A 16586-nucleotide genomic window follows, 5' to 3' on the forward strand; every position below is an offset into this window, starting at 1 on the left:
AAAGCTAGAGATCCTTCCGGTATACAAAGGCGTTGAGACCGGCTCTGCCATAGAACCTGCGCCTTACCTCAACTCGACCGTATCCCGAACTCTCATAGAACCGGATGGCGCCGTGGTTGCCTGTGAACACATGTAGCTCCATCCACTTGGCCCCGGCAGCGGCAGCGTATTCTTCCGCCTGTGACAAAAGCATCTGGGCCACGCCACGCCTTCTATACTCTTCTGCAACATCCAACGTCACAACATACGCTCGCTGTTTTCCAGCTAGAGGCTCTATGTGAACGATCACAAAACCGACGATCTTCCCACTTGCCAGGAGTGCGATGCGAACGATCGCATCCGGCTCCTCGGCGAACGCGCGCATTGACTCTCGATCGAACCGAAACACTGGCGAAAAGCACTCTTGATCCAGCGAATACATCGCATCGAGATCACCTGGCCGATACTCCTTTAGTTCAATCTCTTCGATCATCAGACACCCAGACTAATAGCAGCAGCCTCCTGGGATAAGCAGCCGACAGGGAGCTATGGAAGAATTGACTAGGATATCCTTGAATCCTTGTCATCCCAAAATCTCCAGGGGTTGTCTTTTTGTAATTGAAATTGGTTTGTTACTACTCTCTCGTCCGGTAAGGTTCCTGTTCCCCGTCTTCCAACGAAGGGTGTACAACTGTTGCCGTACTCAAAAGGAAGAACTTCCGGAACATGATGAAAGTACATAAGAAGGACTGCAAGCCGGATGCCAGCAAACCCGTTACGCTGAAGACTCTGGCGGAGTATCTCGACCTATCCCCGGCAACGATCTCGATCGTTCTCAATAACTCACCCGTCGCGAAGTCGATCTCTCCCGCAACCAGGGAGCGCGTTCTGGACGCTGCTAAAAAATTCGAGTACCGGCCCAACCTGCACGCCCGCATGCTCCGTACACGCATTACCAACACCATCGGGGTGATCGTTCCAGAGCTTAGCGAAGGCTACTTCACAGGGGTTATGCTCGGCGTCGAGCAATATCTCCTTCAGGAAGGATTTCTCTACTTCACAGTCAGCCACCTTGGCCGCGCCGATCTACGAGAGGAGTATCAGGAACTCCTCATGAGTCGCCGCGTCGATGGTTTCCTGCTTGTCAACACGGAGCTTTCCGTGAACGTCTCGCTGCCTGTTGTCGGAGTGTCTTCCCACAGCAAATCGCCGGGCGTCTCCAACATCATGCTCGACCACGACTTCGCCGCCAAAAAGGCTCTCCGCCACCTCTATGACCTCGGTCATCGCAAGATTGCCTTCATGAAAGGTCAGCGTTACTCCCTGGACTCCGAAGCCCGCTGGAAGTCCATCGTCAGTACGGCGAATGATCTCGGGCTTACCTTACAGCCTGAGCTTTGCATCTATCTCGAGAAGAATCTCTGGTCGCCCGAACTTGGCTACCCACCCATGCGAGAGCTGCTTGCTCGCACCCATGACTTCACTGCCCTGTTCTGCTTCAACGATACTGCCGCCATCGGGGCTATTAGGGCTATTCAGGACGCCGGCCTCTCCTGTCCGCGCGACATCTCAGTCATCGGCTTCGACGATATTATCGTCGCGGAGTACTTCAATCCGCGCCTCACTACTGTTCGCCAGCCGCTTCACAAGATGGGCTGGGCCGCCGCGCAACTGCTTGTCAAACGGATTCAGTATCCCGACGAACCGTATCCTCAGGAGGTATGGTTTGAGCCAGAGCTGGTGGTGAGAGAGTCGACCGCAGCCATTCCAAGCCCATCCCGGTCCCGGCGAGGCAATGGCCGATAGGAGAGCTTTGCAATCCGTTCAGCCGAAGGTGCCCCTGCTGAGCCCGAACCGCGCGAAGATCGTTCGCACACTCGGCCCAGCTTACTTCTACTTTCTCATAGCTGGTACCGTCACAGTCATGTTGGGGCCTCTTCTGCCCCAGCTGATTCGGCACTGGCAGATCCAGGACGCCCAGGCCGGCACCCTCTTCACCGCTGACTTTATCGGCCAACTCTGTGGGGCATGGATCGCCGCTCGCAGTCTCCGTGCGAGCCTCATCTACGGCTCGATTCTCTCCGCAGGCGGATGCATCGCACTTACCTGGCTTGGCTTCGGGGCGGCGCACATCGCACTATTCTGTATCGGGGTCGGCCTTGGCGCGGGTCTTACCGCAGGCAACATCATCGCAGGAACCACGGTTCCAGCCGCTCGGGCGCGGCTACTCGCCATCTTGAATGTCGCATGGGGACTCGGTGCGATCGCCTGCCCCTTGCTGATATACGTGACCTCAGCAGGTGGTATGTGGCGTTTCTTATTCGTTATTGCGGCACTTCTTGTCGCAGCTTCGTTGTTTTCGATAGCGCTGCCACGCACACTCCTCTCCGGCAACGCTTCGGAAACATCGGATCCTCCAGAATCAAAGAGCGCAACGGCTGAGCGGCGGTTCCCTTTGCCTCCACTGCCGCTGATCTGCTTCTCCGCTGCTTTGTTTCTTTATGTAGGGGTCGAAAACTCGTTAGGCGGCTGGCTACCCAGTTACGCCATTCGCTCTAGTTCCTCCCTGCAGGCATCTTCCATCGCTATCTACTTCTGGATCGCAGAACTAATCGGACGCCTGCTGGTGACAGCCCTCATGACCATCCTTAGTGAGGCGACTCTTTATCGACTCTGTCTGGCGATGCTTCTTGTTACCGAAGCTCTGCTCTGTTCCATCTCGCATCCCTCGGCATTCAGCATCGTCGCGCTTACGGTTCTCGGCGGGTTCGCCCTCGCCCCGGTCTTTCCGCTTCTGGTCTCCTTCATGCTTGCCCGTACTGGCAATCACAGGCGGCTCGGCGTGCTGTTCTCGAGCGCCTCCGTAGGAGGTGCAGTGCTGCCTTGGATGACCGGCATATGTTCCACTTACTTTCAAGGCCTCCGCGCCGGATTGCTGGTCCCAGCCGCTGGAGTAGCTCTTCTTCTCCTTCTCTCCGACATCGTCACGGCCAAAGTAATCGCTCCGCTCAAAGTAACCTCGTAGGTTAGCCCAGTCTCGCTGTTAGCAGACAGACCCAGAATCCTCTAGGGAGGACGCCGCCACGAAGAGACCAAGAGAGAGGCCAGGCTGAGCCTGACCTCCGTAAGTGTTAGAACTGCGACCATTATTTGGCAGCGGCTACAAAATGATCACGAAGCTGAATGACGCCGATGACTACGACTGCTGCAATTGCTGGCGAGAATAGAAGATACATAATGCCTCCTTCCCCAAAGAGTGGGTATGTAACTGAAACAGATCTTTATCGGCTGACTGAACAATTGTTTTCAGCAGCGAAGCTGACGCCTGTATAGGAGCAACTGGAAGACCAAAACCGCGGCTCAAACTTTTGAACGAACTAATTTACGGCGAAGCACCCCCGCCATTCCAATCAATCCCGAACCGAACAACATCAAGCTTGAGGGCTCTGGAGTCGTCGCCGTTCCAATAAATTCCTGCGGCCCCGAGGACGTGTCGTTCGCGGGAATATACAAGGTGAACTGATTGAAGTAGCCGGAACTGATCAACTGCTGATCGTTTGCCGCGTGCAATGCATTGCTGGCAAGGACTTCTGCCGTAGAATCGAAGAGCGAATTTCCCATCAGGTCAGCAGAATCGAAGATGCTCCATTCAGCGTACTGAACCTCGCTTGCGGTCACGCCAGCTTGCGGATGGAGAATCTCGGAGTAGAGAATCGCATCGGCGCGATAGTCCTGATCCATGGCAGAGTTTCCCGTGGGGATGCTCTCTTCGGTGATGCTCCAACTCTCGCCAGGAGTGACCTCGCGGTTGTAGTTGAGACACATCAGGTTTACCGTCGACGTGCCGGAGGGGGAGCCAAGTTGAAATGAATAGGGATAGATATCTGCGCTGCCGCCGGAAGGATTCACCGTCCCGCTGTTGAGGGTGAGTGTGTCCGCTTTTACTACCGCCGTAGCAACACCAAGACAGACGATTGGAACAAGTAAGGCAAATTTCATCTAAGACTCCTGAAACTGTTATTAGAGCGACCCCTTGGTTGAGCTTGCGTTCCCGTTTTGGTCCGTGAACACCGGCCCCTATATACGAAATACTTACTTCGCCCTGACTCATTGCAAGTCGCGAACCAATTTCGAAAAAGCTCATAAATTGCACGATCTACTGGCTTTTTGCTACGGATAGATGGCTGTTTGCCCATACCGCTTGACCGCGCCGCGCTAAAAGATTGCCCAAAAAGGAAAAACTTTTCCACTTTGGATCTGCAATATTTAGCGCAAAGCTGATGCTTTGCAATAAAGGTGTAGTTATTACAAAGATTCGCCGTATTGTGCGGAACTCGATGAAGAACTTAGAGCGGACCCAACAAGAAAGCCTCTTCCCGCAGGAAGAGGCTGAAGTTTCGTGAGTCAAATGTTTGACTGACTACGAAGCTAGACAGCAACCGTAAAGCTGTCTTCGCTCCGGGTCACAGCTCGATACATGGTGTCGCGCTCGAACGGCTCGCGTCCGGCTTCAGCGATAAGCCGCACCAGATCCGCCCGTCGCATTCCTTGCGGAGTCGTCGCACCGGCATCATGGTAGATCTTCTCCTCAATTACGGTGCCATCGATATCGTCTGCACCGAATCGCAGCGAGATCTGCGCCATCTTCGGAGAGACCATCTGCCAATAGCTCTTGATGTGCGGAAAGTTGTCGAGCATCAGCCGGCCTACAGCGATCTGACGAAGATCAAGCATCCCCGTCGTCCTTGGGATATGCGCCAGCGCAGTGTTGTCCGGATGGAACGACAGCGGAATGAAGGTCTGAAAGCCACCGGTCTCGTCCTGAACCGCGCGCAGCTTCAGCAGATGGTCCACGCGGTCTTCTTCGTTCTCCACGTGCCCGTACAGCATGGTCGCGTTCGATCGCAGCCCGATCTGGTGAGCCATCCGAGCCGTGTCCAGCCACTCGCTGCCATCGATCTTGTGATCACAGATGATATGCCGCACGCGGTCAGCAAAGATCTCCGCGCCGCCACCCGGCATCGAGTCCACCCCAGCCGCCTTCATACGCTCCAGCGTCTCGGGAATCGTCATCTTTCCGCGCTTGGCCAGAAACGCCACCTCCACCATAGTGAACGCCTTGATATGTACCTTCGGAAACCGAACCTTCAACCCCTTCACTAGATCCATGAAGTATTCAAAGGGAAGATCGGGGTGCAGTCCCCCCACGATGTGAAACTCGGTCACCGCCTCCGAGTACCCCGAGGCGGCCGTCTCCCAGGCCTCCTCGAGCGCCATCGTGTAGGTGCCCGCGTCGCCCTTCTTCCGTCCAAACGCACACAACCGGCAGGAGGCCACGCAGACGTTAGTTGGGTTGATGTGCCGGTTCACATTGAAGTAGGCCACATCACCATGCATCCGCTCCCGCACCAGGTTTGCCAACCAGCCCACGGCCAAGATATCCCCGCTGCGGTACAACGCAACTCCATCTTCAAAGCTGAGACGCTCGCCCTGCTGCACCTTAGCTGCGATCGGCAAAAGGGCAGGATCGTCTGTTTGAAAAGAGTGTCGCGCAGGCAAAGTGGACGATTGAAAGCTCATACTTTGATTCTAGTCCCGATCTGTCGTTGCGGCACGTTTCAGTGGCTTGCCATCTCCTTGGAATCAACCATGCGCGGCTGGATGACTACCCCATCAAACCAGGTTGTTCCAACCAGATGGTCCCCCATGGGACGTATCAGCCTGAGGTTCCATCCGGTGTTCCAGTATTGAATCTTCCGGTCGGGCAGATGGACTGCGAACGCGATCGTATTCTTGCTTCCGGCAGCGATAAGCACGCGCTGCGAGACATCGTCATAGAAGATGCTGTTCACATCTCGCAGAAACAGGTCTTTAACGGTCTGCCACGTAGCTCCCTTGTCATCGGACACGAAGATGCCCTGCCGCCCTCCGACCCAAAGTCCGCCGGCATCATCAACAGCCATCGCAGAGACTTGGTCGAGCATCTCGGGGAGCTTGATCGTCGTCCATTGCTGACCACCGTCGAAGGAAAGCACCGCCGAGTTCAAATTCGATGCCAGAACGATAGACTTTCGGGCAGCCACAAAGTTCCAGCCCCTTGGCTCGAAGCCCGGGACTTCCCTCCAGCTCTGACCAGACGTGGTGCTCTCAAAGAGGCCAGTCGAGGTTGCTGCATAGAGCGTGTCTCCTCCACGGGCGAATGCGTTGATCGCGGGTTCAAAGGACCGTAACGGGATGCTCTTATGCACCACGACCGCCGGCGCTTTCTGCGCAGCCCCTGCGTGCGCAGTCTTCTTTCCCGTTCTGGTGGGCGGTGCAGGTGGAGGATTGAGCGTCACATTGTCTACACGGCTCCAGGTGACACCTTGCAGCCTGTAGATCCCATGCCGGGTACCCGCCAGCAAGGCACTATCGGGTCCCTGCGCCAGGCTGAATACATCGTGACCATTTAGTCCCGAACTCGTTTGTGACCAGGTCAGGCCTCCATTGGTGCTGGCAAAGACCCCGCCTAGCGCCTTATCGTTCACCACTCCAACGTAAACTGAGCTGGGACTGGAAGCATCGGCGAGATAGGAAGTAATCTGCCGCGCGGAAAATCCGTTGTTCGACTGAACAAACGAGTTGCCTCCGTCGTTGGAGGCCAACACACCGCCCCGATCCGTCGCAAGCATCACCCGGTTGGCGTTGGTCGGGTCGACGAAGACGTCATTGATGATTACTTCCGGGCCAGTGGTTCGTTGCCAGGTCGCGCCAGAATCCGCCGTGCGCCACAGTCCCTCGGTTGTTCCCGCAAAGACGATGTTGCTGTTCGTCGGATCCTGCATCAGCACCCTGGTTCTACGCGCAGTAGAGGGAATTCCCTGAACTTTCTTGAAGAGATCTCCACCAGTCTGGCTCTTGTAGATTCCGGAGCAGGCGCTGGCATAGACGGTCTTCGGATCCTTAGGATCCACAATGATCGAAAACACGTCGGAGTCGTCGATGACTCCCTGTTTAATGTTGGTCCAATGCTGTCCGCCGTCGACCGTCTTCCAGGGCAGATGCCAGGTTCCCGCGTATATGATCTGAGGATCTACTGGATCAATCGCAATCGATTCGACCTCATGCAGCTCCTGGCTTCCTACCGGGCTAATCAGCTTCCAGTGTTCTCCGCCGTCTACCGATTGATAGACGCCCTTCAAGGTACCGGCCACAAGAGTCTTCGGGTTCGAGGGAGCAGGCGTCAAGGCGCGGATGGACTGCCCTTGCATATCGCTTGGACTTTGCCAGCTCTGGCCACCATCTTTGCTGAGAAATATTCCGCCATCCGGACTGCCAAGCACCCAGGCACCGACAACGATCTGCTTCGAATCAGCGCCGTTGACCACAATCGAGTCCAGCACCAAATCATCCCGTTTGCCGATCCATGCCAGTCGCTTCCAGTCAGCTCCGCCATTCCGCGACTCGTACATCCAGCCCGTTGCCGTGCCCAGATACATATGAGCGTGGTCATGAGGGTCGATCGCAAATGCCCGCGCGTCCCCTCCATCTGGACCATACGGCAGCCAGCTTGCTGCATGCAGTGAAAGGCAAGATACAACGAGAAGGAGAGCTACGAGTGCGAGGGGAAGACGAAGAAATCTGTTCAAGGGAGGGGTCCAGTCTTGTAAAACACAATTATCGAACTTACGGAAAGGTCTATCAACACAAAAGCTGACTGGGAACATTCCCAGTCAGCCATGTGCATGACTACAGCAAATTGTTACTGCTTCTTCTTGTGGTGATGCGTGACTGGTGCGGTCCGTGGCTTGGCGGTTACTGCGCTTTCGTCCACGGGGGTAAGGCCGGTGGTGCTGAGTGTTGCTCCGGCAGGAATCAACGTCGTCGTCACTGTCTTACCGTTATCCGAACCGGTGTAGACCGAGACACGGCTGGCGTCGACACCCTTCTCCGTTACCAGGTAGGCCTTCGTGTTGACGGCACGCTCAGCAGCAAGCTTGTCGCCCTTCTTCTCGGCGCTGTCCTTATCGCCAACTACGGCCAGCTTCGCATCAGAGGTGCGCTGCAGGTTGAGAGCGATATCGTCCAGGCAGGCCTTAGCTTCGTTATCTACACGGGCCGGGCGCTTCTTGTCGCGATCGAAGTTGATCGAGCAAAGCTGGCTGGTCGTTGGCGCTGGCGGCGGCGGCGGTGCGTTGACCGTAACCGTAGTCGTCGCAGAGGCTGTCTGACCCTTGTCGTCCACAACGTTGCAGGTCACCGTGATCGTGCCAGGTGCCGCGCCGGTTGTGGTCAGAGTCGCCGTCGAGTTGCTTCCCGATACCGAGCCAGCCGAAGAGCTGTAGCTGTAGGTCAGAGGACGATTCTGCGGGCTTACACCGCTCGCGGTAATCGTCGAGGAGTCCCCAGGAGCAACCGTCGAAGGATTGGCCGAGCAGCTCAGGGTTGGCGGCTCAAACGCTTTCACGGTGTAGCTGGCTGAGCAGTCCGCCGACTCACCCGGCTTCGCACCCTCGGTTATATGGCCCTTCGCCGTATAAGTTCCAGGGTTCGCAGACGCGGTGTCAATGTTGGCTGTGGTCGAGGTTCCCGTGATCGTGCCGCCATCCGCGGTCCAGTTGTAGGTCGCCGTCTTCTTCGGATTCAGGTTCAGAGGCGTTCCTGTGACCGTAATAGGATCGCCAGGAAAGACAGTCGCAGGGGAAGCTGCGCAGGAGTAGGTCACCGGCGGAGGAGGAATGATATGGCCGAAGTGAGCTACGATACCCGTGCTCAGTTCAGCTCCGCCCAGGTTCGCGCGCCCACCGATTGCGCCACCGGTCGGAGGAGCAACTGGCGGACCATAGTCTGCGTGAACATACTTATAGTCTGCCTGGAAGAGGCGGAGAGAAAATTTGTTATTGAAGAACGGCAGATCATAGTCCATGCCGCCGCCAACCGTCAGGCTTGGTCCCCACTGATACGGATTGTGGTATCCGCCCGACTCAGAGTTTGGGCCGCCTAAACGCGCACCGCCTGCCAGTCCGTGGGCGAACAACGTGAAGTTCTGCATCGGTGCACGGAAGATCGGTCCAGCGGAAGCCGTATACAGGCCATCATTGTTGCCGTCTGGATGAGCCGCGAAGACTACCTCGCCACCAACATACTTGTTGAAGTAATACGCGCCACTTCCGATCGCACCTTTGTCAATCGACGAATAGTTGATTCCCGCCGGCTTTACCTGGCCATGAGCTCCAAAGTACGAGTATCCCAGGAATACGTCGATGCGTGAAGGGTTCGGCCCCACCGGGGCGGCTGTGCTGGGAGTCTGCGCACTGAGACTGGCAACTCCGAGACTGACTGCACATGCAGCCAGTACGTACCGGCGTGTATTACGAAACGGGCGATAAACCATTCGAGTTCCTCCACTCAAAGTCTTGCTTTTTTTTACGAGCCTTCATCTTCATCTACAGGGATCGTTTTGTTGGTTCGATTCCTTACAGCTTACTTCAGTTGCTAATGCATCCGGTAAAAAAATACTCCTCGATGACACTATTTTCAATACGTTACCAGTGAGAAAGGAAAAAACGTTCCTCAGGTGGAATGGATGAACCCTTCCAGTAACTGCACTTTTCTTGGTGCTTTAACTCAAATTCAGGGTTTTTCGCATAGACCCGCGCTCCTGCTGGATCTTTTCCTGCAAAAGCGTGATCGCATACAGCAGCTGCTCCGGTCGGGGTGGACACCCGGGAACGTACACATCCACTGGAATGACCTGATTAACCCCCTGCAGCAAAGCATAGTTGTTGAAGATTCCACCCGAAGTCGCGCACGCCCCCATCGAGATCACCCACTTTGGTTCAGGCATCTGCTCGTACAGCCGCCGAATTACAGGCGCCATCTTCTGCGAAACCCGCCCCGCGATAATCATCAGGTCGCTCTGCCGAGGCGACGGGCGAAACACCTCCGCCCCAAACCGCGCAATGTCGTACCGCGATCCGCCCATGGACATCATCTCGATCGCGCAGCACGCCAGCCCAAAGGTCATCGGCCAGATGGAGTTCTTTCGCACCCAGTTGATCGCCGCATCCATCGAAGCCAGCACAATGCCCTCCGGCTGCTCGTCTCCCCAGCTCACCTCGGTTACCTTTTCATGGTTCTTGCCGGAGCTTTCCAGGTTGCCGAAAAGATAGCGATCGTTTCTTTGCGGAGTGGCTGTGGGACGGCCATTGCTTGTGTTGTCGCTGGTAGTTGTGCCCATGTTTCTAATATAAGACCCTTACACAATCGCCGCATAGTCAATTCCGCATGTAATTGACAGGCAACTCCAAAGCCGCTCGAGTTGAAACAGTGCGTTCGAAGCATGAAACCCTTCTTCAGGCCTAGCGCGCATTCTCTTCGATGGCCCGCAACAAAGCCTCCCGCAACACCCTTCCCTCTTCTTTGTCCAGCTTTGCCCCGCTGCGGGTCAGGTAGAAGACGTCAATAGCCGTCTCGCCCTCCGTATCCACCAGCGCCACCTCGATATTGCAGCCCTGTGCCGCCAGCGTCAGGCTCAGAGCCCTCAGCAGTCCAGTCGTATCCTGCGCCACTACCTCCAGCAGCGTACTGTGCGACGAAGCCTCATCGTCAAACTCCACCCTGGTCTCGACTACCATCAACGGCGCCTTTCGTCTCCCTCTCCGCCGCCCACTCAGCAGTTTCTCCACCGACACCGCTCCGGTCATCACATCATGCACGCTCTTCACAAACGCCTCGTGCTCGGACGCATTCATCTCCAGCGTCCGGAAGGTGTCCGTAAACCGGAACGTATCCACAACCACACCCTGCCGGTTCGAAAACGCATCCGCCGTGACAATATTCATCCCCCACGCCGCCAGCACCCCAGCCATCGTCGCGAAGAGCTGCGGTCTGTCCTTCGTCACCAGCGTCAACTCGCTCACCGCAGGCACATAGCGAAAATCCAGCTGCACCGGATCTCCCGCGAACCCCGTCGCCATCTTGAAGTGTGTCCGTACCTGCTCCGGCGTCCTCGTCAGCACGTAGCGCTCCGGAAAACCATCCAGGTACTCCAGCACTGCCGCCTTCTGCCCCGGCAGCAGAGCCACCACCCGATGCACCAGTTCGCTCTCCTCCTGCGCCCCCAGCCGTTCCTCATCCACGCTGCGGTCCAGATAGTTCGCCGTAGCGATAAAAAGCTGCCAGAGATTCTCTGCCTTCCACGGCGTCAACGCATCCGGATGTACCGCATTGATATCCGCATAAGTAAACAAAGTCAGCATGCGGAGAGCTTCGGGCGTCTGCATCTTCCCCGCAAACGCCTGCACCGTCTCCTCATCAAAAATATCCCTCCGCAGCGCAGCCGACATCTCCAGGTGATTCGCGATCAGGTTCACCACCAGCCCGCTCTCATAAGTATCCAGCTCCAGCCGTTCCAGCACACTCTCAGCCATCCGCGCACTCTCCCGCGTATGATCGCCCGTGCTCCGACTCTTTCCCGTGTCATGCAGCAACGCCGCAAGATACAGCAGCTCCGGATGCGGCAGCTCCCGCAGCACTCCGCCAAGCCGCGTAGCCCACTCCGCCATACCACCGTATTGCGCGCTCTCCAGCCCATGCAGCGTATCGATCAGCACAAAGGTGTGTTCATCGACCGTGTAGCGGTGATACGCATCCCGAATCACCAGCGCGTCGATCCCGTGAAACTCAGGGATCAGCAACTCCAACACGCCCATCGCATGCATCGACCGCAGCGCATCGCCGGCATAAGCGCCCTTCAATATCCCCTGCAGATGATGCCACAGAGACGGTCCCTCCTCCAGATGCGCCGACAGCAGCGGCAGCCCCTGCGACAACCTCTCTTCCGCATCCCCGCCCAGCGTCACTCCCGTCCGCGCCATCGCCGCAAACACCTGCAGCACCACATCCGGATCCCCTGCCGGATCATGGCCGAACTCGGTCGAAGTCTCAAGCACGACCCGGCCGCGCTCCAGACGAAAGCCATGCTGCACAACCTCCGCCTTCCGCTCGCGTTTCAATCCAAGCAGCCGGGACGCGGAGGCTGCAGGCACCTCATCTAGCATCTGCGTCACCCGGCGCTCCACGCTGCGCGCATGTCGAAAATAGAGCCGCATCCAATACGCCGCATCCGCCTTCTTCGGCTTGCGGCCCGTGATCCCTACAGCGGTCTCAGCCGCTGCATCCTGCGCCTGCCAATCCAGTGTGTTGTCGTCCCGCTCATGCCGATAGTGCAGAAAACACCGCACCAGCCAAAGAAAATCCACCGCCTTACGAAACTCATTGCCATCGACAGCCGGCCCGCGATGACCCTCGGCCCCGCCCTTCTTCTGGGCCGACGCCGTCGCGACACGCAGGTTCATCATCCACCCACAAACATGCACATCCCGCAGTCCACCGGGACAGTCTTTGATGTTCGGCTCCAAGTGAAACAGCGTGTCTCCGTACTTCGCATGGCGGGCTCGTGTCAGCTCCAACAGACGAACCGTTATCGCCTTATGCTCCCGCTGCAGCAGCTTCGGCACGCTCTGTTCCGCGAGCTTGTCGTAGAGCAATGCATCCCCGGTCACCCAGCGATGATCCATCAACGACAGCGCAAACTCTGCATTCTCCGCGTCGAATCTCTCGCATTCCGCCAGCTTCCGCGTCGCCGGTGAGACCCGAATCCCGCAGTCCCACATCTCCTGATTCACGCGGCGAATCCCGTCTTTGACATCCCTCTCAGCCAGCCTCCCATCCAGCAAAAAGAGCAGGTCCACATCCGAGTAAGGAAACAGCTCCTTCCGTCCGTATCCGCCAACCGCCACCAGAGAGATCCCATTGCCCAGCCGCGAATCCCGCTCAATCGCCTGCGCCCACAGGTCTCGCACCAACTCATCCAGCGCAGCAGCCCGCGCAGCAATCGTCACTGCACCCGAAGCACCACCCGCCTCGAACGCGCCACGAACCTCCAGCATCTTCCGCTGGTAGATCCCACGCATTCCGCTACTTGGGTACTCAGTTCCCTGCATGGCTATTGTGCTCGAAAGAACTTTAAGCATACAGCCGACAACTCCATCAGCTACATCGAACGGCTATTGGCCCAGAGACAACCCTTCGTTGCCACCACCGCACTTTGGACATTTGCGCTCAAAAAATACCTGAACCGTTAGCGCCATAGACCTCTCCGCAATGAGAGCGTGCAAGCTGGTACACCTTTGCCCATGATCCGTACCCGGTCGATCGGTATTACGTATCACTACCTGGCTATTTCGGTTCACATAGCCGGTTTTAGTTGTGAGTGCTTCTGACACTCGTCCCCCTACAGCGCAATCTCTCCACGCTCATCGTTACGAATTCGAATCGCCTCATCGATCTTCGAGATGAAGATCTTTCCATCCCCGATCATCCCCGTCCGAGCCGCGCTTGTAATCGCCAAAATCGCCTTATCCAGCATCTCGTCCGTTACCACAACCTCGAGCTTCACCTTTGGCAGCAGATCCACCGAGTACTCGCGCCCGCGGTAGAACTCCGTATGCCCCTTCTGTCGCCCATGCCCCCGAGCCTCGGTGATCGTCATCCCCTCAACGCCAATCTCCACCAGAGCATCCTTCACCGCGTCCAGCTTCGACGGCTGAATCACCGCTTCAATCTTCTGCATATCCGTATCTTCCTCTCAAGCCGATCGTCTACCGCCGAAATTTAGTGCGCCCAATCGTACCCTTCTTCGCCATGCTGCGAAAGATCGAGTCCCTCGCGCTCATCATCCTCGCTTACTCTAAGTCCGATCAGTTTATCCACGATAAACAGAATCACCAGTGTTCCCACAATCGAAAGAGCCCAAGCAATCGCCACGCCAACCAGCTGGTTCAGCAACTGATGAGCATTCCCTTCGAGAAGCCCCGTAGCCTTCCCCGCACCGAAGATCGGATTGATCACGCTGTTGGCAAATACGCCGGTCAAGATCGCACCCATCGTCCCGCCAGCGCCATGCACCCCGAACGCATCCAGCGAGTCGTCGTAACCAAACGCCGCCTTCACCTTCACCACCATCAAATAACAGCCCACTCCCGCAATCAGCCCAATCCAAAGCGCCGATATCGGCGTAACAAACCCCGAAGCCGGTGTAATCGCCACCAGCCCAGCCACTGCGCCGGAGATCGCGCCCAGCGCCGAAGGTTTGCCCTGCCGAATCCACTCCGCCACGCTCCACCCAATCGCCGCAGCCGCCGCGCCAAAGTGAGTCGCCACAAACGCCGAAGTCGCCAGCGTCCCCGAGCTCAGCGCCGAACCGGCATTGAACCCGAACCACCCCACCCAAAGCAAACAAGCCCCAATGAAACTCAGCACCACCGAATGCGGCGGCATCGGCACCTTCGGATATCCCAGCCTCTTGCCCAGATAAAGCGCCGTCACCAGCGCCGACACCCCGGAAGTCACATGCACCACGGTCCCACCCGCAAAGTCGAGACAAGGAAACCGTCCGCCCAGCGAAGCATTCAACAACCCACCCTTGCCCCAGACCATATGCGCCATCGGACTGTAAACCACCATCGCCCACAGCACCATAAACACCAGCATCGCGGAAAACTTCATCCTCTCGGCAAACGCGCCCGTGATCAGCGCCGGCGTAATAATCGCGAACATCAGCTGATACACCATAAACGTCTGCAGCGGAATCGTCGCCGCATACTTCACATCCGGCGCCAGACCCACGCCCTTCAAAAACACATTGTGCAACCCGCCGATAAACGCGTTCCCCTCGCCAAACGCCAGCGAATACGTCACCAGAGCCCACAGCACGGTGATCACCGCCATCATCGCGAAGGTATGCATCATCGTGCCGAGAATATTCTTCTTCCGCACCAACCCGCCGTAGAACAGCGCCAGCCCCGGTCCGCTCATCATCAACACCAGCGCCGCCGAAACCAGCATCCAGGCGTTATCCCCCGAAGTCTGCGCAGCAGCGATCAGCGCCGCATTATCGGCATTCTGTTTCTCCAGCGCCACTATCCTGTCCGTCTGGCTCAAACTCGAACCTCCAGGAGCGGCCGAGGCAGTCGTCTGCGCCCAAACCCGCGACCCACCCGCTGCCATTCCGCCGACAATCAGCGCAAACAGAAAAGCCAGAAACACCTTCGCCACTGGAAGACGCATGGTTCAATCACCCGTTTCAAAGTTAGTCATTTCAAAATAAACGAAGCAGCAGGAGAGAAGAGATACGCCGTCAATTCGCCAATCTGGCAGCCTACGACTCAATCTTCATAAGTCAAAAGAAGCGAAGCACCTCTGCACCGCTCCGGTTCGCTTTACTCTACACAAGGCAGCGCGCATCACAAAGCAAGAAATTCATCCCGCAGTCGCGACACCCGCAGTCCACTCTTTGAAAGGCGCTCATCATGTCGACCGCAACTCTCCACCGCTGGAATGAAATCGAACCCGAGCAACTCAATCCTCTTCTCACCCGCCAGTTCGTCACCGGCAGCCTCGCCATGTTCGCCCGCGTCGTGCTCGCCAAAGGCTGCATCGTCCCGCGCCACTCCCACCCCAACGAGCAGATCACCTTCATCACCGAGGGCGCACTCCGCTTCGACTATGACGACGGCACGTCGCACACCGTCAAAGCAGGCGAGATCCTCGTCATCCCCGGCAACCTTGCCCACTCCGCCACAGCTCTCGAAGACACTATCGACTTCGACATCTTCGCCCCACCGCGCCAGGACTGGATCGACAAAGACGACAGTTACCTCCGCTAATCAACCCTTGTCTTACAAGTCCTCGCGCTGGTAGACCCGAGCATCGCGAGGACCCATACTCTCTTTCCGCCCAGACTAGGTACAACCCCCACGAAGTGGGCGCATCACGCGCAGTGGGCCCGTCCGGCAGGACAAAAGTTTTAGCAAACCAAAGTCCTTCGACATCCCACCCACCAATCCCGTACCCTTGCATCACCACCCGAAGCAACGTCGGAGAATTCATGAAGCAACTGGTCCAAAAGCAACTCGCTCTCTCCATCGCAACCCTGCAAGCCGTCCTCGCCGACGAAACCATCTCCGAGACTCTCGTCTCCACCGCAAAACTCACCGCCGAAGCCATGCAATCCGGTCACAAGCTTCTGGTCGCCGGCAATGGTGGCTCCGCGGCCGACGCGCAGCACCTGGTCGCCGAGTTCGTCGTCCGCCTCACCGTCAACCGCCCCGCCCTCCGCGCTATTGCTCTCACCACCGACACCTCCATCCTCACCGCCGCCGGCAACGACTACGGCTTCGACCACATCTTCTCTCGCCAATTAGAAGCACTCGCCCAGCCCGGCGACGTCTTCCTCGCCATCTCGACCTCCGGCAACTCGAAGAACCTGCTCAGAGCCATCACGCAGGCCAAGATAATCGGCATCTCCACCATCGGCCTCACCGGCAACGGCGGCGGCCTCATGCGTCCACTGTGCGACTACAACATCGTCGTCCCTTCTGATATCACCCAGAACATCCAGGAGTCCCATCTCGCCCTGGAGCATATCTTCTGCATGCTGGTCGAACGCTTCGCCTTCGGCCACGACCTCGACAAAAAACGCCAAATTCTCAGCGAATAGAACAGCCCTCTCGCCGCAAAGGTTACTCGCCGCAAAGGTTACTCTTGGATCTCGGCAGTGCTCC

The 16586-nt window shown here is 57.2% G+C and carries 13 protein-coding genes; 4 read left to right on the forward strand and 9 right to left on the reverse strand.

Features of this window, described 5'->3' with window-relative positions:
• Positions 1 to 4: 4 nt before the first annotated feature.
• On the reverse strand, positions 5 to 472 hold the full coding sequence (locus tag HDF08_RS10670) for a GNAT family N-acetyltransferase (RefSeq protein ID WP_179638417.1): 468 nt from the start codon (positions 470 to 472) through the stop codon (positions 5 to 7).
• Between the two features lie 233 nt (positions 473 to 705).
• On the opposite strand from HDF08_RS10670, the gene HDF08_RS10675 reads away from it, so the two are divergent.
• A complete protein-coding gene (locus HDF08_RS10675; protein WP_306459677.1) occupies positions 706 to 1785 on the forward strand; it encodes a LacI family DNA-binding transcriptional regulator in 1080 nt (359 codons plus the stop codon).
• A 7-nt stretch (positions 1786 to 1792) separates the two neighbouring features.
• Positions 1793 to 3004 carry an MFS transporter gene (locus tag HDF08_RS10680; RefSeq protein WP_179638418.1) on the forward strand — a complete coding sequence of 404 codons (1212 nt, stop codon included), beginning with the start codon at positions 1793 to 1795 and terminating at the stop codon, positions 3002 to 3004.
• A 335-nt stretch (positions 3005 to 3339) separates the two neighbouring features.
• On the opposite strand, the gene HDF08_RS10685 is transcribed toward HDF08_RS10680, so the two are convergent.
• From HDF08_RS10685 to HDF08_RS10720, 8 genes are all read right to left on the reverse strand, one after another.
• Complete coding sequence (locus HDF08_RS10685; protein WP_257030959.1) at positions 3340 to 3978, reverse strand: PEP-CTERM sorting domain-containing protein; 639 nt, start codon at positions 3976 to 3978, stop codon at positions 3340 to 3342.
• A 429-nt stretch (positions 3979 to 4407) separates the two neighbouring features.
• A complete protein-coding gene (mqnE, locus tag HDF08_RS10690; RefSeq protein WP_179638419.1) occupies positions 4408 to 5559 on the reverse strand; it encodes an aminofutalosine synthase MqnE in 1152 nt (383 codons plus the stop codon).
• Between the two features lie 38 nt (positions 5560 to 5597).
• A complete protein-coding gene (locus tag HDF08_RS10695) occupies positions 5598 to 7607 on the reverse strand; it encodes a WD40/YVTN/BNR-like repeat-containing protein (protein ID WP_179638420.1) in 2010 nt (669 codons plus the stop codon).
• Positions 7608 to 7720: 113 nt separating this feature from the next.
• The gene (locus tag HDF08_RS10700) at positions 7721 to 9352 is read right to left on the reverse strand and encodes an OmpA family protein (RefSeq protein WP_179638421.1); all 1632 of its coding nucleotides are present in this window, start codon (positions 9350 to 9352) and stop codon (positions 7721 to 7723) included.
• Positions 9353 to 9580: 228 nt separating this feature from the next.
• On the reverse strand, positions 9581 to 10198 hold the full coding sequence (locus tag HDF08_RS10705) for an NADH-quinone oxidoreductase subunit B (protein WP_179638422.1): 618 nt from the start codon (positions 10196 to 10198) through the stop codon (positions 9581 to 9583).
• A 121-nt stretch (positions 10199 to 10319) separates the two neighbouring features.
• The gene (gene glnD, locus HDF08_RS10710) at positions 10320 to 12995 is read right to left on the reverse strand and encodes a [protein-PII] uridylyltransferase (RefSeq protein ID WP_257030960.1); all 2676 of its coding nucleotides are present in this window, start codon (positions 12993 to 12995) and stop codon (positions 10320 to 10322) included.
• Positions 12996 to 13255: 260 nt separating this feature from the next.
• A complete protein-coding gene (locus tag HDF08_RS10715; RefSeq protein WP_179638423.1) occupies positions 13256 to 13594 on the reverse strand; it encodes a P-II family nitrogen regulator in 339 nt (112 codons plus the stop codon).
• Positions 13595 to 13635: 41 nt separating this feature from the next.
• The gene (locus tag HDF08_RS10720; RefSeq protein ID WP_179638424.1) at positions 13636 to 15090 is read right to left on the reverse strand and encodes an ammonium transporter; all 1455 of its coding nucleotides are present in this window, start codon (positions 15088 to 15090) and stop codon (positions 13636 to 13638) included.
• Positions 15091 to 15332: 242 nt separating this feature from the next.
• Between HDF08_RS10720 and HDF08_RS10725 the strand changes: the two genes are divergently transcribed.
• Both HDF08_RS10725 and HDF08_RS10730 read left to right on the forward strand, forming a co-directional pair.
• Complete coding sequence (locus tag HDF08_RS10725; RefSeq protein WP_179638426.1) at positions 15333 to 15689, forward strand: cupin domain-containing protein; 357 nt, start codon at positions 15333 to 15335, stop codon at positions 15687 to 15689.
• A 221-nt stretch (positions 15690 to 15910) separates the two neighbouring features.
• Entirely contained in the window at positions 15911 to 16522 is a 612-nt protein-coding gene (locus HDF08_RS10730; protein ID WP_179638427.1) for a D-sedoheptulose-7-phosphate isomerase, read from the forward strand.
• Positions 16523 to 16586: the final 64 nt, after the last annotated feature.

The organism is Tunturiibacter empetritectus (assembly GCF_013410875.1).
Taxonomy (GTDB): domain Bacteria; phylum Acidobacteriota; class Terriglobia; order Terriglobales; family Acidobacteriaceae; genus Edaphobacter; species Edaphobacter empetritectus.